The organism is Mycobacterium sp. NGS40 (assembly GCF_059812735.1).
On record NZ_JCALDG010000005.1, the window covers coordinates 251,260 to 274,609 of the forward strand.

Sequence of the window (23,350 nt, forward strand, 5' to 3'; positions counted from 1 at the left end):
CTCAGGCGATCCGCCCGCCGGGCCGGCCGCCCTCGTCAATGCCGTCCGCTTTGCTTCTCGCCCGGCCGGGTGACTCCGTCGGTCCCGTACTTCAGGGCCCGCTGCTGCAGTTCGACCAGCCGGATCTGCTGGGAGTCATCGCGGTTCGGTGCGCCACCGCCGAGGCGCTGCGGCACCCAGAACTCGCCCGGCGGATGCGGATACTCCTCCTGCACCCGGTAGAGCAACTCGTTCAACGCGCGGCGCAGCGTCGCGTTGAGTTGCTCGACGGAACCGTGCGGAGCAATCGGGCGCCCGGCGGACACCGTGATCGGAATCTCGTTGCGGAACACCTTCTTTGGATGATCCTTCGGCCAAATCCGGTGTGCGCCCCAGACAATCAGCGGGACGATCGGCACCTGTGCGTCCAACGCCATGCGCGCGGCACCGGACTTGAATTCCCGGAGTTCGAAACTGCGGCTGATGGTGGCCTCGGGGTGCATTCCGATCAGTTCGCCCGCCCGCAGTCGCTGCACCGCCGTCGCGAAGGCGTCATGCCCGTTTCGTCGGTCCACCGGAATGAGCCTGGCGTGCTTGATCACGTAGTCGACGGCCTTCACGTCGGCCATCTCGGCCTTGATCATGAAATACATCCGCCGGCCCCGTTCCCGCGCGGCGAACAGCGACGGTAGCCAGTCCAGGTAGCTGGTGTGGTTCTGCGCGATCAGCGCCGGGCCGCGCTGCGGAATGTTCTCCAGTCCGTGGAACGTGAACTTGGTCCCGTTCATCGCGACGAGCGGGGGAACGATCAATTCGCCGAACCGGTAAAACCCCTCTGCCATGTCTTCTCCTCCGCAGTAAGGCTACTGGCGCGGGGTGCGGTTCGCCGCACGCGCCGCGGCCTCGTCAGCCTCGATCTGCGCCGCCTCGGCCATCGTCGGCGCCCCGCCGCCCAGCCGGTGCGGGACCCAGAATTCCCCGACCGGGTGCGGATACTGCTGCTGCGCCTCGTAGAGCAGCTTGGTCATCGCCTCGCGCAGCGCGTCGTCGGTCTGGGCGATGTCGTCGTCGGCGTGCAGCGGCGGTCCGACCCGCACGGTGATCGGCACCTTGTGGCGGCCGATGCTGCGGGGATGGTCCTTCGTCCAGATCCGGTGCGCACCCCAGACGATGACGGGGACGATCGGGACGTCGGCTTCCCGCGCCATCCGGGCCGCACCCGTCTTGAACTCCTTGAGTTCGAAACTGCGGCTGATGGTGGCCTCGGGATATACCCCGACCAGCTCCCCCTCGCGAAGCCGCTGCACGGCCACCGCGTAGGCGCCCGAACCGGCGTTGCGGTCCACCGGAATGGTGTGGGTGCGCTTGATCAGAAAGTTGACCACCTTCACCTGCTGCATCTCGGCCTTGATCATGAACCGCAGCCGACGCCGGCGCCGGCGCATCGCCAGCCCGGCCGGGAGCCAGTCGACGTAGCTGGTGTGGTTGATCGCGACCACCGCACCCCCGCGATCGGGGATGTTCTCGACCCCGCCGTAGCTGATCCTGGCGCCCGAGGCGAAGACTCCCAGCTGGGACAGGATCTCCAACGTGCGATAGGTCGGCTCCACCATCGGCGGCTACTCCGGCGCCCCCGCTGCCTGGGCCCGCCGTGCTGCCCGCGCGGCCGCCTCCTCGGCGTCCATCCGAGCGGCTTCGGCCAGGGATGGCGCGCCGCCGCCCAACCGGCGCGGCACCCAGTACTCGCCGGCCGGGTGCGGCCCGTACTGTTCCTGCGCCCGTTCCAGCAAATGCTGCATCCGCGAGTGCAGCAGCCCCCGCAGTTCCGGCACGCCCAGGGTCGGTTCGATCGGTTCGCCGACCAGCACCGTGATCGGCACCTTCGGGCGAAGGAGCTTCTTCGGGTGGCCCTTGGTCCAGATGCGCTGCGCACCCCAGACGATGTGCGGAACGATCGGCACCCCGGCCTCGACGGCCATCCGGGCGGCACCGCTCTTGCATTCCTTGATCTCGAAGCTGCGGCTGATCGTCGCTTCCGGGTAGACGCCGACCAGCTCGCCGTCCTTGAGGTTGCGCACGGCCGCCTCGTAGGACGCGGCCCCGTCCTGCCGATCCACCGGGATGTGGCGCAGGCTGCGCATGATGGGACCGGTGATCTTGTCGTCGAACACCTCTTGCTTGGCCATGAACCGCACTTTGCGGCCCAATCCCTGCTCATACGCCGGCAGCCCAGCGAACGTGAAGTCGAGGTAGCCGGTGTGGTTGATCGCGATCACCGCGCCGCCACTGGTCGGTAGGTTCTCGACGCCGGAGACCGTGATCTTCAGGCCCTGGAGACGCCAGACCAGGCGAGCAAGCGCGATGACAGTCCCGTATACCGGTTCCACAGGTTGTCAGCCTAGTGCGCCCGACTGTGAGCCGCCTGAAGTGGTGAAAAGAGGTGACCCGTGAGCTTCCCGTCGCCGCCGCCGCCGGTCCCCGCGATCGTCGACCACCTCGCCGCGGGCCGGCCCGTACGCGCGGTCTGGGTCAACGAGGAAAACGGAGTGACCTTCCGGCTCGGCCAGGGCGGTTCCGGCCCGGAATTCGTCAAGACAGCTAACGCACGCGGCACCGACTTCGCCGCCGAAGCGCGACGGCTGCGCTGGGCGGCGCGGTATGCGGCGGTGCCGCAGGTGCTCGGATTCGGGGTCGACGACGACCGCGCCTGGCTGCACACCCGCGGACTGTCGGGACTTTCCGCGGTGCACCCACGGTGGCTGGCGGCCCCGACGGTGGCGGTGCGTGCGATCGGTGCCGGGCTGCGCGAACTGCACGACGGATTGCCGACGGCCACATGCCCTTTCGAATGGTCGCCGGCCGGCCGGCTGGCCGCCCTGCCCCCGGCTGCCCGCAGCCGCGTCGGCGCACCCCCGCCGGTCGATCGGCTGGTCGTCTGCCACGGTGACGCGTGTGCACCCAACACCCTGATCGACGACGGCGGCCGTTGTTGCGGTCACGTCGACGTCGGCGACCTCGGGGTGGCGGATCGATGGGCCGATCTGGCGGTCGCGACGCTCTCGCTGGGCTGGAACTATCCCGGCCAGAATTGGGAGTCCGAGTTCTTCACCGCCTATGGCGTCGAGCCAGACCCCGTGCGCATCGACTATTACCGTCGGCTGTGGCAGGCCTAGAACCAACCTGAGATATCACCTCACGCTAAGCTCGAAGCGATTCAACAGAACCATTCGAAAGGCATTTGTGCAGGTCACGAGCGTCGGCCACGCCGGATTTCTGATCCAAACCCGGGCGGGCAGCATTTTGTGCGATCCCTGGGTCAATCCGGCCTACTTCGCGTCGTGGTTCCCGTTCCCGGACAACACCGCGCTGGACTGGGAAGGGCTCGGCGACTGCGACTACCTGTATGTCTCACACCTGCACAAGGACCACTTCGACGCGAACCTGCTGCGCGATCACGTCAACAAGGGCGCGGTGGTGCTACTGCCCGACTTCCCCGTGCCGGATCTTCGAAATGAACTGCAGGAAATAGGTTTTCACCGGTTCTTCGAGACCAGCGACTCGGTCAAGCACCACGTCGGCGGACCCAAGGGCGACTTGGACGTCATGGTCGTCGCGCTGCGGGCACCCGCCGACGGCCCGATCGGCGACTCGGCCCTCGTCGTGTCCGACGGCGAGACAACGCTTTTCAACATGAACGACGCGCGCCCGGTCGATCTGGACATGCTGGCGACCGAGTTCGGGCATATCGACGTCCACCTGCTGCAGTATTCCGGGGCGATCTGGTATCCGATGGTCTACGACATGCCGGCCCGGGCCAAGGCATCGTTCGGTACCCAGAAGCGGCAGCGCCAAATGGATCGCGCTCGCCAGTACATCGCGCAGGTGGGTGCGACCTGGGTGGTGCCGTCCGCGGGACCGCCGTGCTTTTTGGACCCCGAGCTGCGACACCTCAACGACGACCACGGCGACCCGGCCAACATCTTCCCGGACCAACTGGTGTTCTTGGACCAGATGCGCCGCCACGGGCACGATCGCGGCCTGCTGATGATTCCCGGGTCCGTCGCGGATTTCACCGGCACGTCGCTGAATTCGCTACAGCATCCGCTGCCCGACGACGACGTGGAGGCCATCTTCACCACGGGCAAGGCGGCCTACATCGCCGACTACGCCGAACGGATGGCCCCGGTGTTGGCCGCCGAGCGGGCCGGCTGGGCACCCGCGGCCGGCGAGCCGCTGCTGGAACCGCTGCGCGCCCTGTTCGAGCCGATCATGCTGCAGAGCGACGAGATATGTGACGGCATCGGCTACCCGGTCGAGCTGGTGATCGGCTCCGAGACGGTGGTCCTCGACTTCCCGAAACGGATTGTCCGCGAACGCATTGCGCATGAGAAGTTCCGCTACGGCTTTGCGATCGCCCCCGAGTTGGTGCGCACCGTGCTGCGCGATCGGGAACCGGACTGGGTCAACACCATCTTCTTGTCCACGCGTTTCCGGGCATGGCGGGTCGGCGGCTACAACGAATACCTGTACACCTTTTTCAAGTGTCTGACCGACGAACGCATTGCCTACGCCGACGGCTGGTTCGCCGAAACGCATGACGACTCCGCGTCGATCACCATGGACGGCTGGGAGATTGCGCGCCGCTGCCCCCACCTCAAGGCCGACCTGTCGAAATTCGGCGTGATCGAGGGCGACACCCTCACCTGTAATCTGCATGGCTGGCAGTGGCGGCTCGACAACGGCCGCTGCCTGACCACCCGCGGTCACGCGCTGCGGAGCCGCCGGGTATGACCGATACCTACGACGACGGCCTGGTGCAGCTGGACCGGGCTGCGATCACGTTGCGGCGCTACCACTTTCCTGACGGCACGTCGAAGATCATCGCACTGGGCTCGATCCGCGCCTACAAATCCCAGCCGCTGGGCTGGTTCACGGCGCGGTTCACCCTGTGGGGTGGTACCGACCCGCGCTATTGGCTGCCGCTGGACGTGCAACGACCACTGCGGTCGACGCTGATCACCCTGGACATCCGCGCCCGGCCGAACCCGGCGTTCACCCCGGCGCGCCCGGACGAATTCGTCGCCCTGCTCGACGAGTTGCTGGCCCGGCTCGGCTAGCGGTCTTCGAGCGCCGCATGCGCGGCGTTGTAGCCGGGGGTGAAGGTGATCCCGGGTCCGCCGTGACAGCCCGCACTGCCCAGGTACAGTCCCTTGATCGGGATCGGTTGGCCGAGAAAGCCTCTCGGGCCCGGCCGGTTGGGACCGATCTGGTTCGCGTTCAACAGACCGTGGCAGTAGTCGCCGCCGGGGGCACCGAACATCACCCCCATGTGCTTGGGTGTGAAGGTGGTGTGCCGGATGATGCTGCGTTCGAAATTCGGTGCGAGCCTGGTGATCTTGTCGATCACCCGCTGACCCATCTCGACCTTCGCCTGCCCGTAATCGACGTCGCCCTCGATCGGGAAGAACAGCGCGAATGCCGAAGCGGCGTGCTTGCCGTCCGGCGCCAGGTCCGGGTCGTTTTGCGACGGGATCTGCAACACGACCGTCGGGTCGGCCGGGACGATGCCGCGCCGGGCATCCTCCCACTGCTGCTGGACTTCTTCCGGCGTGCAGAACAGCCCGATGGAGGCCTGCATGGCGCGGTCGTTGAGCATCTCGTAGGGCGCCGCGAATTCGGGGGCCTCGGCCAGCGCGAAGTGCATCTGCAAGTAGCTGCCGCGGTGATCGATGCGCGCATAGCGTTCCCGGATATCGGCGGGCAGCGCGGCGGGATCGACCATTTCGTTGAGGGTGACGTCCGGCGCGACGCCCGACACGACGATCGGGGCGTTGAACGTCTCCCCCGCCTCGGTGCGGACGCCGGTTACTTGTCCGTCGGCGACGAGAATGTCGGTCACCTTGGTACGCAACCGCACTTCGCCGCCGTGGCTCTCGAACACCTCGCGCAGATGAGCGGTCAGTGCGCCGATGCCCCCGCGCAGCTTCTTCATCTGCATGGTGTCGCCTTCGGGAACGCCGAGTCCGAAGGCAAGCGCGGCAGCGCTTCCCGGCGTGGACGGTCCGCGGTAGAGGGTGTTGACGGCCAGCACGGTCATCGAGCCGCGGATCGCGCCGAACTTCTCGCGGTCGGGCAGGTAGCGGTCCAACACGTCGGTGACCGATCCGAACAGCATGTCGTCGATCGCCGAGCGTTCGAATTCATTTGTGGCACAGGCATACATCTCGTCGATACTCTTGGGCGGCGTCCCGGCTTCGAATCGGCCCAACGCGCGGCACGGCGCTTGAGCCCACCCCATCAGCCCCGCCATCCCGTTGACAGCCTCCGCCCCGTGCACCTCGTTGAGGTGGGTGAACAGCTTGATCGGATCGCTGTACTGGATCAGCGGATCGTCGCCGACACCACGCACGGCCACCGACATGACGTCCAGGTCGATCGTCGGCATCGCGTCCAGGCCCAGCTCGCGGACCACCTCGGACGACGTCGGGAACAGCACCGAGCCGGCGATCTCGAACTGGTACCCGTCGAACAGCTCGACGGTGGACGCCATCCCGCCCGCGTAGAGCTTGGGGTCCAGGCACAGCGTGCGCAGTCCCGCCTTTTGCAGCAGCACGGCCGCGGTGAGCCCGTTGTGCCCTGCACCGATAACGATCGCGTCATAGTCAGTCATATGCCTGCCTTCCGGAAAGGAGGCTCGCACGGCCGCAAAGTTTTGTCAATTATGACGAAACTCGCCGGGCGGTGGCCGAGCTCCACGAGTCGGTGATTCCCGCGCGCAGCGACTCCAGCGCCCCATGACACAGCCGCGCGAGTTCGCCCAGCGACCGGTCGTCGTTCTCCATCCAGACCTCCATCGCGCCGAACACCGCGGCCGCGATGCACCGTGCGGTCACCGCGGTGCGTACCTGTTCGTCCACCGTCGGATGCGGGGTGCCGTTGGTCGCGCCGCTGCGCCGTTGCAGTTGTGCCCCAATGGCATCGGCGAAGTCGGCCTGGACCTCGCGGATGTGGCGGACGATGCGGCCGGGGTCGAGTTCGTCGTGGCGCAGGGCGGCGATTTTGGCCACCGCGTCGACGTCATAGGGGAACGCGAAAACGGCCGACTGCACCGAATCGATGATCGCCTCGCCGGCCGGCCGGGCGTCCAGGGCCGCGCGAAACCAGTGCAGCCCGGTGTAGTCCGCGAAGAGCAAATCGTGCTTGGACGTGAAGTGCCGATAGAACGTGCGCAGCGATACCCCGGCGTCGGCGGCAATCTGTTCGGCCGACGTGTCTTCCACGCCCTGGGCCAGGAATCGCACCACCGCGGCCTGCCGCAACGCATCGCGGGTGCGCTCGCTGCGTGCCGTCTGGGCGGGCCGAACCATTTCAGTAAGGTACCAAGACTTTGGAAGTGCTATTCCGAGTTGTGTCAATCTTGACAAAACTTCGCGGCGGGGGCGAGACTGCGCCCATGGTCTCCCTCATCACCCACGCGGTACTCGGACTCGCGGTCATCATCTGGATCGTCCGGTCGAACTCGACGGTCTTCGCCCGGCCCGCCACCGGCGGATTCTTCTCTCCGATGGAAATCGTCTACTACGTCGTCGGGATCGCGTCGGTCGCGCTCGGCTGGTACTTCAACATCACCTACGTGGCGGAGTACTCGCACGGATCCACCAACCCGCTGTGGGGCGAACACGGGAGCTGGGCCGAATACATCAAGCTGATGTTCACCAACCCCGCGGCCAGCTCAGCCAGCCAGGACTACACGATCGCCAATGTCGTTCTGCTGCCGATCTTTACGATCGTGGACGGCTATCGGCGCGGGTACAAGCGTCCCTGGCTGTACTTCGTGTCCAGCCTGTTCACCAGCTTCGCGTTCGCGTTCGCGTTCTACTTCGCGACGATGGAACGGCAGCGCCGCCACGAACAAGAGCGCGCGACCGTCAACGCCTAAGGCTCCAGCACCTCGGTCCCGACGAATGGCACCAGCGCCGCGGGCACCCGCACGGTGCCGTCGGGCCGCTGGTGGTTCTCCAGGATGGACACCAGCCAGCGGGTGGTGCCCAGGGTGCCGTTGAGCGTGGCCGCGATCTGCGGCTTGCCTCCCGCGTCGCGGTAGCGGGTGGCAAGCCGGCGCGCCTGGAACGTGGTGCAGTTCGACGTCGACGTCAGCTCGCGGTAGGTCTGCTGGGTGGGAACCCAGGCTTCGCAGTCGAACTTGCGAGCCGCCGACGAGCCGAGATCGCCCGCGGCCACGTCGATTACCCGATACGGCACCTCGATGCGCGCCAGCATTTCACGCTGCCAGCCCAGCAGCCGCTGGTGTTCGGCTTCCGCCTCGCCGGGCGTGCAGTAGACGAAACCTTCGACCTTGTCGAACTGATGCACCCGGATGATGCCGCGGGTGTCCTTGCCGTAGCTGCCCGCCTCGCGGCGGAAACACGACGACCAGCCCGCGTACCGCAGCGGGCCGCCGGACAGGTCCAGGATCTCGTTCCAGTGATAGCCCGCCAACGGCACCTCCGAGGTGCCGACCAGGTAGAGGTCGTCGGCCTCGACCCGGTAGATCTCGTCGGCGTGGGCGCCCAGGAATCCGGTGCCCGCCATCACCTCCGGACGGACCAGCACCGGCGGGATCATCGGGACGAATCCGTTCTCCACGGCCAGCCGCAGCGCCAGCTGCAGCAGGCCGAGCTGCAGCAGTGCCCCCTTGCCGGTCAGGAAGTAGAACCGCGAGCCGGACACCTTGGCGCCGCGCTGCATGTCGATCAGGCCCAACGACTCACCCAGCTCCAGGTGATCCTTCGGGTTCTCGATCGCCGGCGGCTCACCGACGACGTCGAGGACCGCGAAATCGGACTCCCCGCCCGCGGGCACCCCGTCGATGACGACGTTCGAGATCGCCATGTGCGCGGCGGTGAACGCCGTCTCCGCGTCGGCTTGGGCGGCCTCGGCGGCCTTCACCTCGTCGGCGAGCTCCTTGGCGCGCGCCAACAGCGCCGGGCGCTCGTCGGGCGACGCCTTGCCCACGCTCTTGCTGGCGGCCTTCTGATCGGCGCGCAGCGTGTCGGCCGTCGAGATCGCGGCCCGGCGGGCGGCGTCGGCCGTCAGCAGCGCATCGACCAGCGCCGGGTCCTCGCCGCGGCTGAGTTGGGAGCGGCGCACGGCGTCGGGGTCTTCCCGGAGCAGCTTGAGGTCGATCACGGCCGCAAGATTACTTTCGGCTCGGCACCCACCGCGCGGGAGCACCCGACAGAGCTAACCCCAGGACTCACATCTGTAACGTTTGTCACGTTCGCCCGAGCGTCCTGTCAGAATGGGAGGCGATGTCGGACACGCTCGAGACCGAAGTCGCCGCACCCGGCCCGCCCACCGCTGAGGCGGAGCAGCCGCCGGCCGGCTTCCAGTTGCCGCGGACTCTGCAGGCGACCGCGACCCGACGGGCGCTGCTCCTGTTCGCGCTCGGCGGGCTGTTGATCGCCGGCCTGGTAACCGCGCTGCCGGTCGGCGGCGCCGGGCAGGGCCGGCTTGCCGGCTACCTCGACAGCAACCCGGTACCCAGCACCGGAGCTAAGACCGACGCCGCCTTCAACCGCGCCAAAACCGGCGATTGCCTGATGTGGCCGGACGTCACGCCGGAGTCCGCGAGCATCGTCAAGTGCACCGACGACCACAAGTTCGAGGTCGCCGAATCCATCGACATGCGCACCTTCCCCGGCTCGGAATACGGCCCCAACGCCGCCCCGCCGTCCCCGGCTCGCATCCAGCAGATCAGCCAGGAGCAGTGCGAGGCCGCGGTGCGCCGCTACCTCGGGCCCAAGTACGACCCCAACAGCAAATTCAGCGTCAGCCTGTTGTGGGCCGGTGACCGGGCGTGGCGTCAGTCCGGCGAGCGCCGCATGCTGTGCGGCCTGCAGATGCCCGGCGCGAATAATGAACAGGCCTCCTTCAAGGGCAAGGTCGCCGACGTCGACCAGTCCAAGGTGTGGCCCGCCGGCACCTGCCTGGGCATCGACTCGACCGCCAACCAGCCCATCGATGTCCCGGTCGACTGCAAGGCGCCGCACGCGATGGAGGTCACCGGCACGGTGAACCTGGCCGAGAGGTTCACGGGGCCGCTGCCGGCTGAGCCCGAGCAGGACGGCTACATCAAGGACGCCTGCACCAAGATGACCGACGCCTACCTCGCGCCGATCAAATTGCGCACCACCACGCTGACGCTGATCTACCCGACCGTGGCGCTGCCGAGCTGGTCGGCGGGTAGCCGCGAGGTCGCCTGCAGCATCGGCGCCACCCTGGGCAACGGGGGCTGGGCCACCCTGGTCAACAGCGCCAAGGGTCAACTGCTGATCAACGGTGTGGCCCCGGTGCCGCCGCCCGACATTCCCGAAGAGCGGCTCACGATTCCGCAGATGCCGCAGATTCCGGTCCAGACGCCGGCCAGCCCGGCGAGCCCCCCGCAGCAGTCCAGCTCTGCACCGGAGATGCCGCCGGGCAATCAGCACCTGCCGCAGCAGCAGCCGGTCGTGACGCCGCCCCGGGCGACCACCCAGGCCCCGGCGAGCCAAGCGCCGCAAGGTGTTCCGGCGCCTCCGGCCGACAACGGAGCACCGCCGGCGGGTAACCAGGCGCCACCGCCCATGCCGGACGCACCCCCACCGGGCGCACCGCCCGCACCAGCCGAGCCGGCGCCGGCGGGTTAGCCGGGTGGCCGTGCGGATGGATCCGCAGCGGTTCGACGAACTGGTCTCCGACGCGCTCGATCTGATTCCCGCCCAGCTGGCCGCCGCGATGGACAACGTCGTGATCCTGGTCGAGGATCGTCACCCCGACGAGCCCGAACTGCTGGGGCTCTACGAAGGGGTGGCGTTGACGGAGCGCGACTCCGACTACGGCGGATCGCTACCGGACGCCATCACGATCTACCGCGAGGCACTCCTGGAAATCTGCGACTCCGACGAGGATGTCGTCGAGGAGGTGGCAGTCACCGTGATCCACGAAATCGCCCACCATTTCGGTATCGACGACGACCGGCTCGAAGAACTGGGCTGGGGCTGAAAACGCCGATCTTCTCCGCGCGGCAGCGCGGATTTGTCGTCCCCTGGTGCTAGGAACGGCGTATGAGCGCAGAATGCCGCGACTGCCGGGCAGGCCTGGAGCACTGCCACGGCACCATCATTCGCCACTCGCTGCGCCGTTCGGAGTGCACCGAGCCGGACTGCGTCAGCCCCGAGCTGCTGGCGCACACGTTCGTCATCGACTGCGACGCCGTCGGCTGCAGCTGCACGGAACTGGTGGCGCTGGCGGTCTGATCAGCCCATGGGATCGGTGCCCGAGTGCACCGCGTCGGCGACGGGCGTCGGCTCGGGTTCGGGATAGAACGGCGGCGTCAGGGTTCCCCACCGCACACAGCTCCACCGCCCATCGGTGATCGGGGCCAGCACCACCGACTCGGCATTGCCCAGATGGTTGTCCAGCGCGAAGCCGGCGTCCACTCCGGCGAGCACCGCCGATACCAGCCGGATCGCCGCGCCGTGGCTGACGACGACGATGTCGCCGGTCCACGCGTGGTCGTCGAGGTAGCGCATCCGCAATTCGGTCAGCACCGGGACGTAGCGGTCCAGCACCTCGTTGGCGGTTTCGCCGCCGGGTAGCGGCACGTCGAGTTCCCCGTGCTGCCAGCGCTCGTAGATGGCGTTGAACTCCGCGACCGCCTCGTCGTCGTTGCGGTTCTCCAGTTCGCCGACCTGTACCTCGTGGATCCCGGCGAATTCGCGCGGAGCGACGTCGACCTGGCTTCCGATCACCGCCGCGGTCTGCGACGCCCGGTTGGCCACCGAGTGCGCGAGCAGCGCCGGCCGCCCGGCCTCGAGCGCGAACGCCCGGGCCTGGTCGCGCCCGGTAGGGGTCAGATCCGTCCCGGGCGGCCGGGTGTCCAGCCGCCGCTCGACATTGCCGAAAGATTGGCCGTGCCGAAGCAGCACCAACCGACCACTCATCGTTTAAATCCCCCCGCCGGAAGCATCGGCCTGCTCAGGTTTGCCCTCCCGCAGCCGCGCCAGCCAGCGCGACGCCTCGTCCGGTGGTGGTGGCCCGATGCCCGTCGCCGAGCCCGTCGGCCAGGAGCCCAAATACCGCACATCCACACAACGACGGTGCAGCGCCTTGAGTGCCTCGGCGACGGCGTCGTCATCGATGTGGCCCGCGCAGTCGGCGAAGAACTGATAGGTACCGAGTTCGGTGCGGGTCGGCCGGGATTCGATGCGGGTCAGGTCGATATCGCGGATGCCGAATTCACCCAGCGCGGCGAGCAGCGCGCCCGGCGCATTCTCGATCCGTAACACCACCGAAGTGCGATCGGCGCCGGTGCGCACCGGCGGCGGCCCGGGCCGGCCCACCAACACGAAGCGAGTCCGGGCGTTGGGTTCGTCGACCACGCCTTCGGCCAGCGACTCGAGCTTCCAGTGCGTAGCGGCCAGCGGCGAGGTCACCGCGGCGTCGGCCTCGCCCTTGGCCACCTGCCGCGCGGCGTCGGCGTTCGAGTACGCGGGGCGCAGTTCGACGGTGGGCAGGTTGGCGGCGAGCCAGCGGCGCACCTGGGCGGCAGCCACTGGAAAGGCCGCCAACGTCCTGACGTCGCCGGCGTTGCGACCCGGTTGGATGACGATGCTGAACGCCACGTCCAGCGTCGTCTCGGCGAAGATCTGCATCGGGGAGCCGTTCGCGAGGCTGTCCAATGTCGGCACCACCGTGCCGTCGATCGAGTTCTCGATCGGCACACACGCATAATCGGTCTCCCCGTTACGGACTGCCTCCAGCGCCGCGGGCGTGCTTTCGATCGGTGTCCGCCGCACCGGGCCCAGCTGTTGGTCGGGGATCAGGCCGGCCGACATCATCTGCAAAAGCGCCGCCTCGGTGAAGGTCCCTTCGGGACCGAGGTACGTGATGCCGACCACGGTGACAACCCTAGTGGCCTCAATCAAAAAGCGGCCTTGCTTCGGTCTGGGATCTAAGTTAACTTAGGCTTACCTAATGAGCGAGGAGAACGATGTTGCCGCCGACCAGCGCCGCGCCGACGACTGCCGAACGCATCCGCAGCGCCTGTGCCCGGGCCGGTGGTGCCCTGCTTGCGGTCGACCGTGAGGACCCGGTGCCCACGCCGGTGCACCACCTCCTGCACGACGGATCGTTCGCGGTCGCACTTCCCAGCGACAGCACGGCCGATGGCCGGATCGGCGGCTCCCAAGCGGTGCTCGAGCTGACCGACTACGCACCGCTTCCGCTGCGGGAGCCGGTGCGTTCGCTGGTGTGGGTTCGGGGCCACCTGCACCAGGTCCCGCCCGGCGAGATCAACCCCACCCTCGATCTGATCGCCAGCGAGTGCCCGCATCCCGCGCTGCTGCAGGTCGATACGCCGAAGTGCTTACCGGCCTGCCCGGGCGAAGATCGCTACACCTTGCTGCGGCTCGAGGTTGCGTCCGTCGTGGTTACCGACGCTACCGGCGCCGAGCCCGTCGACATCCGGGATCTGCTCGCGGCGAGGCCCGACCCGTTCTGCGAGATCGAGTCGAGCCTGCTGTGGCACCTGGACAAGGCCCACAGCGACGTCGTCGCCCGCCTGGTGTCCCGGCTGCCGGCGCAGTTGCGGCGCGGACACGTCCGCCCGCTGGGGCTGGACCGCTACGGAGTGCGGTTCCGCGTCGAAGGCGGCGACGGCGACGACCACGACATCCGGCTGCCGTTTCACAAGCCGGTGGATGACATGACCGGACTGAGCCAAGCCATTCGCGTGCTGATGGGTTGTCCGTTCATCAACGGCTTGCGCGCCCGCCGCTAGCCGGGCGCGCGCCACACGCCGGGCAGACCGAGCGGGGCACGTAAGTTAGCCGGGTGAACGGCGATCGATCAGCACAGCACGCAGGCCGTGGGCGACCGATCCCGCCGCAGTCGCGTCCCGAGCCGCCGCCGATGCTGCGTCGCCGCGCCAACCCGCCGCCGTCTGCCTCCGACCAAACCGTGCCGCTCCCCCGTATCTCGCCGCCGGTCTCCACCGGCACGGCTGCCCCCGGCCCGGGGGCGCCACGGTACAAGCCGCGATCGCGCGCGCGGCCACGCGACCGGTCCGCGCCGCCGTCGGACCTGCCGGGCGTGCACCGCAAGCCCAGAAAGCGCCGCTGGGGCCGGATGATCGCCTCGACGCTGCTGATCGGGTTGCTGCTGACCGCCGCCATTGTCCTGGGCGGCGGCTTGTGGTTGGACACCAGCCTGCATCGCAAGGCCGTGCTGACCAATTACTCCGATCGGCCGGCATCCAGCCGCGGCACCAACTGGCTACTCGTCGGGTCGGACAGTCGCCAAGGCCTCTCGGCTGAACAGCAGGAGAAGCTGGCCACCGGAGGCGATGTCGGTAGCGGTCGCACCGACACGATCCTGTTGATCCACATCCCCGCGCTGGGGTCGAGCAATCCGACGACGATGGTGTCGCTGCCGCGCGACTCGTTCGTGCCGATTCCCGGACATGAGAAGGACAAGATCAACTCCGCCTTCGCGATCGGCGGGGCCCCGCTCCTGGCCCAGACGGTCGAGCAGGCCACCGGACTGCGTCTAGACCACTACGCCGAGATCGGGTTCAGCGGGTTCGCGACCGTGGTGGACGCCCTCGGCGGCGTCACCGTCTGCCCGACCGCGCCGATCAACGACCCGCTGGCCGGTATCGACCTGCCCGCCGGCTGCCAGAAGCTGGACGGCCGCAGCGCGCTCGGCTACGTTCGCACCCGCGACACCCCCCGGGCGGATCTTGACCGGATGGTCAACCAGCGGCAGTTCGTCTCGGCGCTGCTGCACCGCGCGGCCGGCCCGTCGGTGTGGCTCAACCCGTGGCGCTGGTACGCGGTGCCGCACGCCGCGGCCGACGCGCTCACGGTCGACGACGGCGATCACGTCTGGGACCTGGCCCGGCTGGGCTGGGCGCTACACGGATCTACCACCACGCTGACCGTTCCGATCGGGGAGTTCACCAGTAACAGCGCCGGCTCGGTGGTGGTATGGAATCACGAGGTCGCGAGCAAGCTGTTCGGAGCGCTGGCCGCCGACTCCGCGGTGCCCGATGCCGCGCTGGAAGGGCAGTCACGGTAATTTAGTGACGTCAGTGCGCGGCGCAATTATTGAATGCCTAATATGAATTTCCTATGGTTAGTAGATGCGTCCTAGACAAATGCACTTATTTCGTTCTGAGAACTTGTCCGAGTCGGTGCCGCACTCGTTGCAGCACCCTTCTACCTGCGATAAGCTGCTGACATGACCGAAGCCGACGCCCCCAAGTCCAAGTTCCACTCATTACTTCAGGAACAGATTTCCCACGAATTCACAAGCTCTCAACAATACGTTGCGATTGCCGTTTATTTCAGCGCCGGCGAACTGCCGCAATTGGCGAAGCATTTTTACGGCCGTGCGCTTGAAGAACGCAATCACGCGATGATGTTGGTGCAGCATCTGCTCGACCGGGACGTCCAGGTCGAGATCGCGGGAGTCGACGCGGTGCGCAATCAATTCGACCAGCCGCGCGACGCGCTGGTCCTGGCTCTCGAGCAGGAAAAGATCGTCACCGAACAGATCACCCAGCTGGCCCGAGTGGCGCGCGACGAGGGTGATTACCTCGGCGAGCAGTTCATGCAGTGGTTCCTGCAAGAGCAGGTCGAAGAGGTCGCGGTGATGAAAACGCTGGTGACGGTGTCCGAGCGCGCCGGAGCCAACCTGTTCGACCTGGAGAACTTCGTCGCCCGCGAGGTGGCGACACAGGGCATCAGCGCGAGCGCCCCGCCGGCCGCGGGCGGCCACCTGGTCTCGCCGGTCTAACCCCTGCCGTCGAGGGTCCGCGCCTGTTCCAGCCAGGTTTTCGTGCGGCCGGGGTGGTTGGTAGCGATCCAGGCCACTCCGACGTCCCGGCAGAAGTCGATGTCGTCGTACCCGTCGACGGTCCAGCAGTACACGGCCCGACCCTGGGCGGCGGCACGATCCACCAGTTGCGGATAGTCCTTCAGTGCGACGACCGAAGGCCCGACGGCCGTGGCCCCGACGGCCGTGGCCGCGCTGCTGGTCAGGTAACGGGCATTGCGGCCGAGCAACACCGTGGGCAGCAGCGGTGCTGCTCGCCGGATTCGCCACACGGCCGCGGCCGAGAAGGACATCACCACCGCGCGGGACCGGTCGGCCGACGCCGGCGAGGCGATGCCGTAGCGGTGCAGCAGCGCCAGCAGCTTGCTCTCGACCAGCGAGCCGTACCGAACCGGGTGCTTGGTCTCGATGAAAAGCTTCACCGGCCGGTTCCAGTCGAGCACCAGCGATACCAGGGCATCCAGCGTCAGCAGGCTGGTATCCCCGTGAGTGCCATCGGGCCGCCAACTGTCGTGCCAGGCACCGAATTCCAGCTCACGCAACTGGGCAAGCGTCATGGTGCTGACCAGACCGGCACCGGTCGAGGTCCGGTCCAACCGGCGGTCGTGCACGCAGACCAGGTGGCCGTCGCGGGTCAGCCGCACGTCGCATTCCACACCGTCGGCGCCCTCTTTGAGTGCGAGGTCGTACGCGGCCAGCGTGTGTTCGGGGCGAGCCGCCGATGCGCCGCGGTGAGCAACGACAAAGGGGTGCCCGGCGACCACCTCGTCGGCCCACGTCATACCCCTATGCTGCCGGTTCCTCCCCCTTCAACTCAACCGGAGCGGCGTCGGACGCGCCAGGCCGATCCGGGAGATCAGGGGTTACCACGACCCAGCGATGGGTGGGCCGAGCGACCGGCTTGCGTTCGAATCCCTCGAAAATGCGGGCTGCGGCGGCCAGCGTCGCGGCCGCGAACAGGTACCCGAACACCATCAGGACGGTGTTGTTCGCGATGCCCTGAGGATCGGTGGCGAAGCTGGTGACGATGGCCCAGATCGACACCGCGTAACTGAAGACCCACGCGATCCACCACTCCAGGATGGGTCGGCGCACCCGAGCGAGATGATCTTCGAGAGCGGCCAACTCGATGACATAGACCGGCGCCCACAGCAGGTTGACCAGCGGCACGGCACAACCGGCCCACAGCGCCGCAACCGAACGATGATCGGCCAGCCCGTAATGCGCGAACACCGCGGCCCGCCGCGCGATCAGCCACAGGATCAGAAACACGCCGGAGGTGATCAATGCGATGAGCGCCGCCACACTGGCCAGATCCCCCAGCCAGTCCGCCGCGGTCGCCACGATCGAGTTCAGCAGGGTCTTTCGGTTGTAGACCAACAACACATACCGGGCGACGTACACCAGCGCGGCAGCGCCGAGCGTGAGCACGCTGATGAACAGCACGAGACGCACCACCGTGGACGGCGGCGCGGACGGCGTCGACCCTTCGGGGTCCGCCGCGGCCTGCTCGACGCGGTCGGTCAAGCCCCAGCGCGGGATCACCGCGTAGCGGGGCGTCGGCCCGAGCACCCGTCGTCCCCGCCGCGCCGGCGGTGCGGCGCCCGGACGCACCGCGATCCAGCGGAAGCCCGGCGGCAACCGCGGCGGGGTGCGTTGCGGCGCGACCGGCCGAGCCGGCGCCGGCGGACCAGCGTGCGTACCCCAGCGAGGGTCGGCTGCAGCGGTGTCCGGCAGTGGTGCGAGCAGCGCGCCGCGGCAGCGAGGGCACCACTCGCGGCGGCGTTCACGCACGTTCCACCGAGTGCTGCACTGGGAGCACACCTGGATCACCGGACCAGCGTAGCCCTGGCGACGACGCGGGCTGCCACAACGCGACCGTCCCACCGCCAGGCGCGGCCCGCTGAAATGCACCGATCTTCCCTGCGGTCGCGGAAAGCGCGGTCCACCTCGCCAAGGGCGCCGTGACGCTCGGCGATTCGCCGCCGGGGTCACCGACGGACGCCTGTTACGCCGGTCACAGCTACTTCGTGGCTATCCACAGTTTCCACAGGTTTATCCACATGGGCGTGCGGGGTATAGACGCAATCAATCAGCATCTAGCGGTTAACCCTGGCCCCAACTGTGGATAACGCCGGGTACTTTTCGTGCGCCATCGACAGGCCCGACGAGCAGCCGAGCGAATGCACCGCCCGATTGCGCGCCCATTGGATCCGTCCCCGCGAAATGCGCGCTGACCTGCAACCCCGAGCTGGCCCGGTCGCCGTGGGACAACACGAATCCGCAGCTCAGCGCGTCGTGGTCGGGGACATTTTTCAAGCCCATCGCAAAGAGTTATGATCGCCATCACGAAAAATGTTGTGACTCACCTCACTCCCCTGAGGTGACCGACCGGTGAAGGGCAATCGATGGCGCTGCATTCGTGGGGTTCGGGTAGCCCGGCCGCGTCGAACTCGTATTCCGGATCGCCTGCCTGGAACCACAGTTACAGCGTCGCCGCCTTGCGTGCCGGCCTGATTGCGCTGGCATTGCTCGCGGTTCTCGCGCTCATTGTTTTGTCTTGATGACTTCCTCTTGAAACGACGCCGAGCGGGTACTCGGCCTACCGGCCCACTGGGGCAGTCCTTGCGGCGCGTGCTGTCATGGAGCAGGGTTGATTACGCTGAGCCTGTCGCGTGGCGGACTCCGTGCGAATGCGCGTTAAGACGATCATCGAGGAAAGGAATACCGTGGCTGAATACACCCTGCCCGATTTGGACTGGGACTACGCAGCGCTGGAACCACACATCTCAGGTCAGATCAACGAGATCCACCACAGCAAGCACCATGCGACCTACGTCAAGGGTTTGAACGACGCCATCGCCAAACTCGAAGAGGCACGCGCCAATGACGACCACGCCGCGATCTTCCTGAACGAGAAGAACCTGGCGTTCCACCTGGGTGGCCACGTCAATCACTCGATCTGGTGGAAGAACCTGTCTCCGAACGGTGGCGACAAGCCGACCGGCGACCTCGCGGCCGCGATCGACGAGCAGTTCGGATCGTTCGACAAATTCCGCGCCCAGTTCAGTGCGGCGGCCAACGGCCTGCAGGGTTCGGGCTGGGCGGTGCTCGGCTACGACACGCTCGGCGACCGGTTGCTGACCTTCCAGCTCTATGACCAGCAGGCCAACGTGCCGCTGGGCATCATCCCGCTGCTACAGGTCGACATGTGGGAGCACGCCTTCTACCTGCAGTACAAGAACGTCAAGGCCGACTACGTCAAGGCGTTCTGGAACGTGGTCAATTGGGCAGATGTGCAGTCGCGTTACGCGGCCGCAACTTCGAAGACCCAGGGCCTTATTTTCGGCTGATTTTTATCTCGTAGAGCCAAGGGCGTCACGCGGATCGCGTGGCGCCCTTGGCTTTATCCCGGCCGGGCCGGCTCGCGTCAGGAAAGGTAACGGCGCGTGGCCGTGTCGAGTTGCAACGCGCCTAAACCGCAGGCATTCTTAACTATTCGAGCTACCAGCGTGGTTATTTCGGACGACGACGTTGTGCGGAGGTCGAGATGGAAACTGGTTCAGGCCAGCCGATAGGGGTAGCCCCCTTCCATGCTCGTGGTGCCTTGAAAGGGTTTGTCATCTCCGGCCGTTGGCCCGACTCGACCAAGGAGTGGGCGCAGCTGCTGATGGTTGCGGTGCGGGTCGCATCGTTGCCCGGATTGCTTTCCACCACAACGGTATTCGGCGCCCGTGAGGAATTGCCCGACGAGCCCGAGCCCGACACTGTCGGCCTGGTGCTCGCCGAGGGCACGGTATTTGGTGAATCAGCAATACAGCCAGGGTATTTCGCGGATCATCAGCCGCCGGCCCTGCTGATGCTGCATCCCCCGTCGGAAACCACGCCGTCGTTGCCGGAATGCACCGGAGCGGCGTCGGGATGCGTCTTGTTGCCGGGGTTGCCCTATTTGGGACTGGAGCACCGGGCCGCGTGGGTCGAAGCGGAAGCCGACGGCACCATCACGTCGATGGTGAGCCGTGTCGGTGTCGACCCCATCAGCCACCCTGACACCGCGATTCTGGCCATGCTGCTTGCGGCATAAGGGATTTCAACCGCGGTAGTTCATAGCTCGAATCCAACGGATACGGGTATCCGAGCTTCGGTGCCGTCGCGGCGCACCCACGGTTTGCCCGCTAGCCTGTGAACGTTGGTGAAGGACAATAGCCCCGCATCGTCGCGTCGGCCGGCCGGGGAACAGCAGCGGTCGGCAACGAAGCGTCGAAACGTCCTGCCGGCACGTCCTCAGCGCCACGCTGCCGGCACGCCCGGCGGCCTTTGCGTCCGCGATCGCGTTCCCGCTTTTCGCCGCGTGGGCCCGGCGCGCGGGCGGCGCCGACGACCAAGCGATTGGCGCCGGGATGCTGTTGCACGCCGCCTGCCCCGGCCGCTGCGCACATGTTGGCCGGCGTCATGTTCCTCGAGTTCGGCTTATGGATACTGTTCGACGACGCGCTCGGCTGGCGGTCGGAGGCCATCGCGACGACCGCGGCGGTGGCGATGACCGCCGTTTCGTCGGCTACAGCGCAAACACTGCGACGCCCCCGCACCGAGGCATCGTATGCGGGAAGGTCACCGGGGACCGGCTAAGGCGCAACGCCGCTGGCCCGCGTAAGCCGGCCGAGCCCGGCAGTTGCCCCCAGAGGTATCTCTGAGGGCTGTTTGCTGCACCCGTCCCCTCTTAACGCGACAAAAATCAGACCGGACAGCAAAGTATGCTTTCGATAGGTTCTGACTACCAGTCCGTTGCGAGATATCCGTCCGACACCATTCGGCCGGCCGCGGCGCTACCACTCGGCAGTGCGCCGAAGCGTCCGGCTACCAGACTTGCTTTCTGCGGATAACCTGTGAGTTTTGTTCGCTTTATGGACACTGCCGTCATTTAGTTGGACGCTCGTCACGTGTAGATGCAGCGAACACTCGGGCGGCCACCAGCGAACCCGGTGCCCTTTGCACCTGGTTGCGGACACAAACTCTCGCTACCATGGTCAGCAAATACACTTAGGTAACAGTTTCACTTCTACAGCCCAGTGGAGGTCATATCGATGAGCACGACGTTTTCCGCCCGCCTGAACCGCTTGTTCGACACGGTGTATCCACCCGGGCGCGGACCGCACACCTCAGCGGAGGTGATCGCGGCACTCAAGGCGGAGGGCATCACGATGTCGGCTCCCTACCTGTCGCAGCTACGCTCCGGCAATCGCACGAACCCGTCGTCGGCGACGATGGCCGCCCTGGCCAACTTCTTCCGGATCAAGTCGGCCTACTTCACCGACGACGAGTACTACGAAAAGCTGGACAAGGAGCTGGTCTGGATGTCCACAATGCGCGACGACGGTGTGCGTCGCATCGCGCTGCGCGCCGCCGGGTTGTCTCCCCAGGCGCAGCAGGACATCGTCGAGCGCGTCGACGAATTGCGCCGCGCCGAACACCTCGACGCCTAACCGGTTGCGTGGGCAGCCGACCTGAACGGCTGCCGTCGACCTGTTCCGATTAGGGTTGCTTTCGGATCGCGTCCACACGACAGCGATAGTCCACGAGACACCGGGAGGCGGCCGGGAATGGGCCTGTTTCGCAAGCGAAAGACTCGCGCCACGCGTCGTGCCGAAGCCCGTGCGATCAAGGCCCGCGCCAAGCTGGAAGCCAAGCTCGACGCCAAGAACCAGGCGCGCCGATTGAAGGCCGATCGACGGGCGGCCGAGAGGGCGCTCAACGCGCAGATCAAGTCGCAGCGCGACAGTGACCGCGCGGCGTTGAAAGTCGCCGAGACCGAACTCAAGGCGGCACGGGAGGGCAAGGTGTTGTCGCCGACGCGGATCCGCCGGGTACTGACGGTCTCGCGGCTGCTGGCACCTGTCCTGACGCCGGTGATCTACCGGGCGGCGATGGCCGCCCGGGCGATGATCGACCAGCGTCGCGCGGACCAACTCGGGATCCCGCTGGCACAGATAGGCCAGTTCTCCGGGCACGGCGCCCAGCTGTCGGCGCGGATCGCCGGCTCGGAAAAGTCGCTGCGAATGGTGCAGGAGAAAAAGCCCAAGGACGCCGAGACCAAGCAGTTCGTGGCCGCCATCTCGGAGCGGCTCACCGATTTGTCGGCGGCCGTCACCGCCGCGGAGAACATGCCGGCCGCGCGCCGGCGCGCGGCGCACTCGGCGATCTCCTCGCAACTCGACGGCATCGAAGCAGATCTGATGGCTCGCCTCGGACTGACCTGAAAGTAGTGTTCTGACATGGCATTCCGCGACAGATGGATGTTGCGCGTCTTTGTTGTCGTCTCCGCCGCCGCCGCGCTTTTCGTCGGCTCCGGCAGCGCCACCGCGTGGGCGCACGTCCACGCCAGCGCCGACACCGCCGTCCGGGGCGCCATGGCGATCGTGACCTTTCAGGTACCCAACGAATCCGACAAGGGCGCCGCGACCACGGCGCTGAGCGTCGTGCTTCCCGACGTCGCATCCGCGCGCACCGAAGCGATGCCCGGGTGGACGGCCAAGCTCGACCGCGACACGGCATCCGGCGTCGTGCACTCAGTGACCTGGACGGCGGCACCGGGCGGCGGCATCGGAGTCGACCAGTTCGCGTTGTTTCGGATCTCGGTGAAACTGCCCGACACCGATACCGTCAACTTCCCGGCCACCCAGACCTACGCCGACGGGACTGTCGTCAGGTGGGATCAGCAGCCGGCGGCCGGTGGTGGTGAGCCCGAGCACCCGGTGCCCACACTGACCCTCGGCGCCGGGTCGGGCGCTCCGCACGAGCACCACCATTCGGGCATGCCCGCCGACCACGGCGACGAGTCGACGTCGGGGGACAACATCGCGCGGGTGCTGGGCGGAGCCGCCCTGGTCGTGGCCGCAGTGGGCATCGCCCTGGTGCTGGTCCGCCGGCCCAGGACATGAGGCGGCCGGCCGCCTCATGTCCTGGGGCCTGGGTGGGCCTGCTGCTGGCCGCCTTGCTGTCTACTGCGATGCTGACCGCACAGGTCGCGTCCGCGCACGCCACTCGGGTGTCCACCGACCCCGCCGACGAAGCGGTTCTCGCCATCGGTCCGAGCCGGGTCAGTGCCACCTTCAACGAGCGATTGCAGACCACGTTCGCGGCCATGACCGTCGTCGGGCCGGACGGCAATGTCTGGTCCACGGGAGACACCACCGTGCAGGGCGCAATCGTCGGCATCGCGCTGCGCTCACTGGGACCCACAGGCACCTACACGGTCAATTACCGGGTGACGTCCGCCGACGGTCATGTGGTGTCGGGGTCGTGGTCGTTCCGGCTGACAGTGCCCGGGACCGGCACGCCGGGACCCGCCGCCACCAGCAGCGACGCCGGCCATGGCATCCCCGTGTGGCCGTTCGTCGCGGTGGCCGTGGCGATCGTCGGTGCGGGCTTGTTGCTGACCCTGCGCCGCAAGCCCTGACCGCCTGGTCGGCGGGGCGCGATCGCCCGTGCTGGC

At 67.3% G+C, this 23,350-nt stretch carries 26 protein-coding genes; 16 read left to right on the top strand and 10 right to left on the bottom strand.

What is annotated here, in order from left to right; all coding sequences use genetic code 11:
• Nucleotides 1-35: 35 nt before the first annotated feature.
• From AC5Y5O_RS10515 to AC5Y5O_RS10525, 3 genes are read right to left on the bottom strand one after another with little or no spacing between them, the layout of a single operon-like run.
• Nucleotides 36-821: a lysophospholipid acyltransferase family protein gene (locus AC5Y5O_RS10515; protein ID WP_500025007.1), complete on the bottom strand. Its 786-nt coding sequence runs from the start codon at nucleotides 819-821 to the stop codon at nucleotides 36-38.
• 21 nt (nucleotides 822-842) lie between these two features.
• A complete protein-coding gene (locus tag AC5Y5O_RS10520) occupies nucleotides 843-1,592 on the bottom strand; it encodes a lysophospholipid acyltransferase family protein (RefSeq protein WP_096290610.1) in 750 nt (249 codons plus the stop codon).
• 6 nt (nucleotides 1,593-1,598) lie between these two features.
• Nucleotides 1,599-2,366 (bottom strand): lysophospholipid acyltransferase family protein, encoded by a 768-nt coding sequence (locus tag AC5Y5O_RS10525; protein WP_096290611.1) that lies wholly within the window; start codon nucleotides 2,364-2,366, stop codon nucleotides 1,599-1,601.
• Nucleotides 2,367-2,426: 60 nt separating this feature from the next.
• On the opposite strand from AC5Y5O_RS10525, the gene AC5Y5O_RS10530 reads away from it, so the two are divergent.
• The 3 genes from AC5Y5O_RS10530 (at nucleotide 2,427) to AC5Y5O_RS10540 (ending at nucleotide 5,096) form a co-directional block, all read left to right on the top strand.
• Nucleotides 2,427-3,152, top strand: a complete 726-nt coding sequence (locus tag AC5Y5O_RS10530) for a phosphotransferase (RefSeq protein ID WP_096290612.1) — start codon at nucleotides 2,427-2,429, stop codon at nucleotides 3,150-3,152.
• 67 nt (nucleotides 3,153-3,219) lie between these two features.
• Nucleotides 3,220-4,770: an MBL fold metallo-hydrolase gene (locus AC5Y5O_RS10535; RefSeq protein ID WP_096290613.1), complete on the top strand. Its 1,551-nt coding sequence runs from the start codon at nucleotides 3,220-3,222 to the stop codon at nucleotides 4,768-4,770.
• Nucleotides 4,767-5,096 (top strand): hypothetical protein, encoded by a 330-nt coding sequence (locus tag AC5Y5O_RS10540; RefSeq protein WP_096290614.1) that lies wholly within the window; start codon nucleotides 4,767-4,769, stop codon nucleotides 5,094-5,096. The genes AC5Y5O_RS10535 and AC5Y5O_RS10540 overlap by 4 nt, the downstream gene beginning before the upstream one ends.
• On the opposite strand, the gene AC5Y5O_RS10545 is transcribed toward AC5Y5O_RS10540, so the two are convergent.
• Together AC5Y5O_RS10545 and AC5Y5O_RS10550 are read right to left on the bottom strand one after the other, a co-directional pair.
• The gene (locus tag AC5Y5O_RS10545) at nucleotides 5,093-6,649 is read right to left on the bottom strand and encodes a phytoene desaturase family protein (RefSeq protein ID WP_500025013.1); all 1,557 of its coding nucleotides are present in this window, start codon (nucleotides 6,647-6,649) and stop codon (nucleotides 5,093-5,095) included. The two genes, AC5Y5O_RS10540 and AC5Y5O_RS10545, sit on opposite strands and share 4 nt — an antisense overlap.
• A gap of 49 nt (nucleotides 6,650-6,698) precedes the next feature.
• Nucleotides 6,699-7,346, bottom strand: coding sequence for a TetR/AcrR family transcriptional regulator (locus AC5Y5O_RS10550; RefSeq protein WP_096290616.1), 648 nt, complete (start codon nucleotides 7,344-7,346; stop codon nucleotides 6,699-6,701).
• 86 nt (nucleotides 7,347-7,432) lie between these two features.
• Here AC5Y5O_RS10550 and AC5Y5O_RS10555 point away from each other — a divergent pair, with 86 nt between their 5' ends.
• The gene (locus AC5Y5O_RS10555; RefSeq protein ID WP_096290617.1) at nucleotides 7,433-7,918 is read left to right on the top strand and encodes a DUF2834 domain-containing protein; all 486 of its coding nucleotides are present in this window, start codon (nucleotides 7,433-7,435) and stop codon (nucleotides 7,916-7,918) included.
• On the opposite strand, the gene serS is transcribed toward AC5Y5O_RS10555, so the two are convergent.
• On the bottom strand, nucleotides 7,915-9,168 hold the full coding sequence (gene serS / locus AC5Y5O_RS10560; RefSeq protein ID WP_500025016.1) for a serine--tRNA ligase: 1,254 nt from the start codon (nucleotides 9,166-9,168) through the stop codon (nucleotides 7,915-7,917). The two genes, AC5Y5O_RS10555 and serS, sit on opposite strands and share 4 nt — an antisense overlap.
• A gap of 122 nt (nucleotides 9,169-9,290) precedes the next feature.
• Between serS and AC5Y5O_RS10565 the strand changes: the two genes are divergently transcribed.
• The 3 genes from AC5Y5O_RS10565 to AC5Y5O_RS10575 all read left to right on the top strand — a co-directional run bounded on the left by AC5Y5O_RS10565 (nucleotide 9,291) and on the right by AC5Y5O_RS10575 (nucleotide 11,276).
• On the top strand, nucleotides 9,291-10,667 hold the full coding sequence (locus tag AC5Y5O_RS10565; protein WP_096290619.1) for a septum formation family protein: 1,377 nt from the start codon (nucleotides 9,291-9,293) through the stop codon (nucleotides 10,665-10,667).
• Nucleotides 10,668-10,671: 4 nt separating this feature from the next.
• Nucleotides 10,672-11,022 carry a metallopeptidase family protein gene (locus AC5Y5O_RS10570; RefSeq protein WP_096290620.1) on the top strand — a complete coding sequence of 117 codons (351 nt, stop codon included), beginning with the start codon at nucleotides 10,672-10,674 and terminating at the stop codon, nucleotides 11,020-11,022.
• 62 nt (nucleotides 11,023-11,084) lie between these two features.
• Nucleotides 11,085-11,276: a hypothetical protein gene (locus tag AC5Y5O_RS10575; protein ID WP_096290621.1), complete on the top strand. Its 192-nt coding sequence runs from the start codon at nucleotides 11,085-11,087 to the stop codon at nucleotides 11,274-11,276.
• On the opposite strand, the gene AC5Y5O_RS10580 is transcribed toward AC5Y5O_RS10575, so the two are convergent.
• Together AC5Y5O_RS10580 and pheA are read right to left on the bottom strand one after the other, a co-directional pair.
• Nucleotides 11,277-11,963 carry a histidine phosphatase family protein gene (locus AC5Y5O_RS10580; protein ID WP_096290622.1) on the bottom strand — a complete coding sequence of 229 codons (687 nt, stop codon included), beginning with the start codon at nucleotides 11,961-11,963 and terminating at the stop codon, nucleotides 11,277-11,279.
• A 3-nt stretch (nucleotides 11,964-11,966) separates the two neighbouring features.
• Entirely contained in the window at nucleotides 11,967-12,920 is a 954-nt protein-coding gene (gene pheA / locus AC5Y5O_RS10585) for a prephenate dehydratase (RefSeq protein WP_096290623.1), read from the bottom strand.
• 92 nt (nucleotides 12,921-13,012) lie between these two features.
• Here pheA and AC5Y5O_RS10590 point away from each other — a divergent pair, with 92 nt between their 5' ends.
• The 3 genes from AC5Y5O_RS10590 to AC5Y5O_RS10600 all read left to right on the top strand — a co-directional run bounded on the left by AC5Y5O_RS10590 (nucleotide 13,013) and on the right by AC5Y5O_RS10600 (nucleotide 15,819).
• Nucleotides 13,013-13,801 (top strand): DUF2470 domain-containing protein, encoded by a 789-nt coding sequence (locus tag AC5Y5O_RS10590; protein WP_096290624.1) that lies wholly within the window; start codon nucleotides 13,013-13,015, stop codon nucleotides 13,799-13,801.
• A gap of 53 nt (nucleotides 13,802-13,854) precedes the next feature.
• A complete protein-coding gene (locus tag AC5Y5O_RS10595; RefSeq protein WP_500025024.1) occupies nucleotides 13,855-15,099 on the top strand; it encodes an LCP family protein in 1,245 nt (414 codons plus the stop codon).
• Between the two features lie 162 nt (nucleotides 15,100-15,261).
• On the top strand, nucleotides 15,262-15,819 hold the full coding sequence (locus tag AC5Y5O_RS10600) for a ferritin (RefSeq protein WP_096290626.1): 558 nt from the start codon (nucleotides 15,262-15,264) through the stop codon (nucleotides 15,817-15,819).
• On the opposite strand, the gene AC5Y5O_RS10605 is transcribed toward AC5Y5O_RS10600, so the two are convergent.
• Both AC5Y5O_RS10605 and AC5Y5O_RS10610 read right to left on the bottom strand, forming a co-directional pair.
• Entirely contained in the window at nucleotides 15,816-16,640 is an 825-nt protein-coding gene (locus AC5Y5O_RS10605; protein ID WP_096290627.1) for a glycerophosphodiester phosphodiesterase, read from the bottom strand. The two genes, AC5Y5O_RS10600 and AC5Y5O_RS10605, sit on opposite strands and share 4 nt — an antisense overlap.
• 4 nt (nucleotides 16,641-16,644) lie before the next feature.
• Nucleotides 16,645-17,691, bottom strand: a complete 1,047-nt coding sequence (locus tag AC5Y5O_RS10610) for a DUF4328 domain-containing protein (protein WP_096290628.1) — start codon at nucleotides 17,689-17,691, stop codon at nucleotides 16,645-16,647.
• Nucleotides 17,692-18,587: 896 nt separating this feature from the next.
• Between AC5Y5O_RS10610 and AC5Y5O_RS10615 the strand changes: the two genes are divergently transcribed.
• From AC5Y5O_RS10615 to AC5Y5O_RS10640, 6 genes are all read left to right on the top strand, one after another.
• Nucleotides 18,588-19,211: a superoxide dismutase gene (locus AC5Y5O_RS10615; protein WP_090608247.1), complete on the top strand. Its 624-nt coding sequence runs from the start codon at nucleotides 18,588-18,590 to the stop codon at nucleotides 19,209-19,211.
• Nucleotides 19,212-19,408: 197 nt separating this feature from the next.
• Nucleotides 19,409-19,942 carry a peptidase gene (locus AC5Y5O_RS10620; RefSeq protein ID WP_090597853.1) on the top strand — a complete coding sequence of 178 codons (534 nt, stop codon included), beginning with the start codon at nucleotides 19,409-19,411 and terminating at the stop codon, nucleotides 19,940-19,942.
• A 1,000-nt stretch (nucleotides 19,943-20,942) separates the two neighbouring features.
• Nucleotides 20,943-21,341 (top strand): hypothetical protein, encoded by a 399-nt coding sequence (locus AC5Y5O_RS10625; RefSeq protein ID WP_036471913.1) that lies wholly within the window; start codon nucleotides 20,943-20,945, stop codon nucleotides 21,339-21,341.
• 117 nt (nucleotides 21,342-21,458) lie between these two features.
• Nucleotides 21,459-22,115 carry a DUF6474 family protein gene (locus AC5Y5O_RS10630; RefSeq protein WP_096290631.1) on the top strand — a complete coding sequence of 219 codons (657 nt, stop codon included), beginning with the start codon at nucleotides 21,459-21,461 and terminating at the stop codon, nucleotides 22,113-22,115.
• Between the two features lie 15 nt (nucleotides 22,116-22,130).
• On the top strand, nucleotides 22,131-22,796 hold the full coding sequence (locus AC5Y5O_RS10635; protein ID WP_096290632.1) for a YcnI family protein: 666 nt from the start codon (nucleotides 22,131-22,133) through the stop codon (nucleotides 22,794-22,796).
• Entirely contained in the window at nucleotides 22,793-23,314 is a 522-nt protein-coding gene (locus tag AC5Y5O_RS10640; RefSeq protein ID WP_096290633.1) for a copper resistance CopC family protein, read from the top strand. The genes AC5Y5O_RS10635 and AC5Y5O_RS10640 overlap by 4 nt, the downstream gene beginning before the upstream one ends.
• The last annotated feature ends 36 nt before the right edge of the window (nucleotides 23,315-23,350 follow it).

Bases quoted from the DNA above. Each gene is read 5' to 3' on its own strand.
- AC5Y5O_RS10515 (WP_500025007.1), bottom strand. From the start codon at position 821: ATGGCAGAGGGGTTTTACCGGTTCGGCGAATTGATCGTTCCCCCGCTC.
- AC5Y5O_RS10520 (WP_096290610.1), bottom strand. From the start codon at position 1,592: ATGGTGGAGCCGACCTATCGCACGTTGGAGATCCTGTCCCAGCTGGGA.
- AC5Y5O_RS10540 (WP_096290614.1), top strand. From the start codon at position 4,767: ATGACCGATACCTACGACGACGGCCTGGTGCAGCTGGACCGGGCTGCG.
- AC5Y5O_RS10545 (WP_500025013.1), bottom strand. From the start codon at position 6,649: ATGACTGACTATGACGCGATCGTTATCGGTGCAGGGCACAACGGGCTC.
- AC5Y5O_RS10550 (WP_096290616.1), bottom strand. From the start codon at position 7,346: ATGGTTCGGCCCGCCCAGACGGCACGCAGCGAGCGCACCCGCGATGCG.
- AC5Y5O_RS10555 (WP_096290617.1), top strand. From the start codon at position 7,433: ATGGTCTCCCTCATCACCCACGCGGTACTCGGACTCGCGGTCATCATC.
- AC5Y5O_RS10565 (WP_096290619.1), top strand. From the start codon at position 9,291: ATGTCGGACACGCTCGAGACCGAAGTCGCCGCACCCGGCCCGCCCACC.
- AC5Y5O_RS10575 (WP_096290621.1), top strand. From the start codon at position 11,085: ATGAGCGCAGAATGCCGCGACTGCCGGGCAGGCCTGGAGCACTGCCAC.
- AC5Y5O_RS10580 (WP_096290622.1), bottom strand. From the start codon at position 11,963: ATGAGTGGTCGGTTGGTGCTGCTTCGGCACGGCCAATCTTTCGGCAAT.
- AC5Y5O_RS10590 (WP_096290624.1), top strand. From the start codon at position 13,013: ATGTTGCCGCCGACCAGCGCCGCGCCGACGACTGCCGAACGCATCCGC.
- AC5Y5O_RS10600 (WP_096290626.1), top strand. From the start codon at position 15,262: ATGACCGAAGCCGACGCCCCCAAGTCCAAGTTCCACTCATTACTTCAG.
- AC5Y5O_RS10605 (WP_096290627.1), bottom strand. From the start codon at position 16,640: ATGACGTGGGCCGACGAGGTGGTCGCCGGGCACCCCTTTGTCGTTGCT.
- AC5Y5O_RS10620 (WP_090597853.1), top strand. From the start codon at position 19,409: ATGGAAACTGGTTCAGGCCAGCCGATAGGGGTAGCCCCCTTCCATGCT.
- AC5Y5O_RS10625 (WP_036471913.1), top strand. From the start codon at position 20,943: ATGAGCACGACGTTTTCCGCCCGCCTGAACCGCTTGTTCGACACGGTG.
- AC5Y5O_RS10630 (WP_096290631.1), top strand. From the start codon at position 21,459: ATGGGCCTGTTTCGCAAGCGAAAGACTCGCGCCACGCGTCGTGCCGAA.
- AC5Y5O_RS10635 (WP_096290632.1), top strand. From the start codon at position 22,131: ATGGCATTCCGCGACAGATGGATGTTGCGCGTCTTTGTTGTCGTCTCC.
- AC5Y5O_RS10640 (WP_096290633.1), top strand. From the start codon at position 22,793: ATGAGGCGGCCGGCCGCCTCATGTCCTGGGGCCTGGGTGGGCCTGCTG.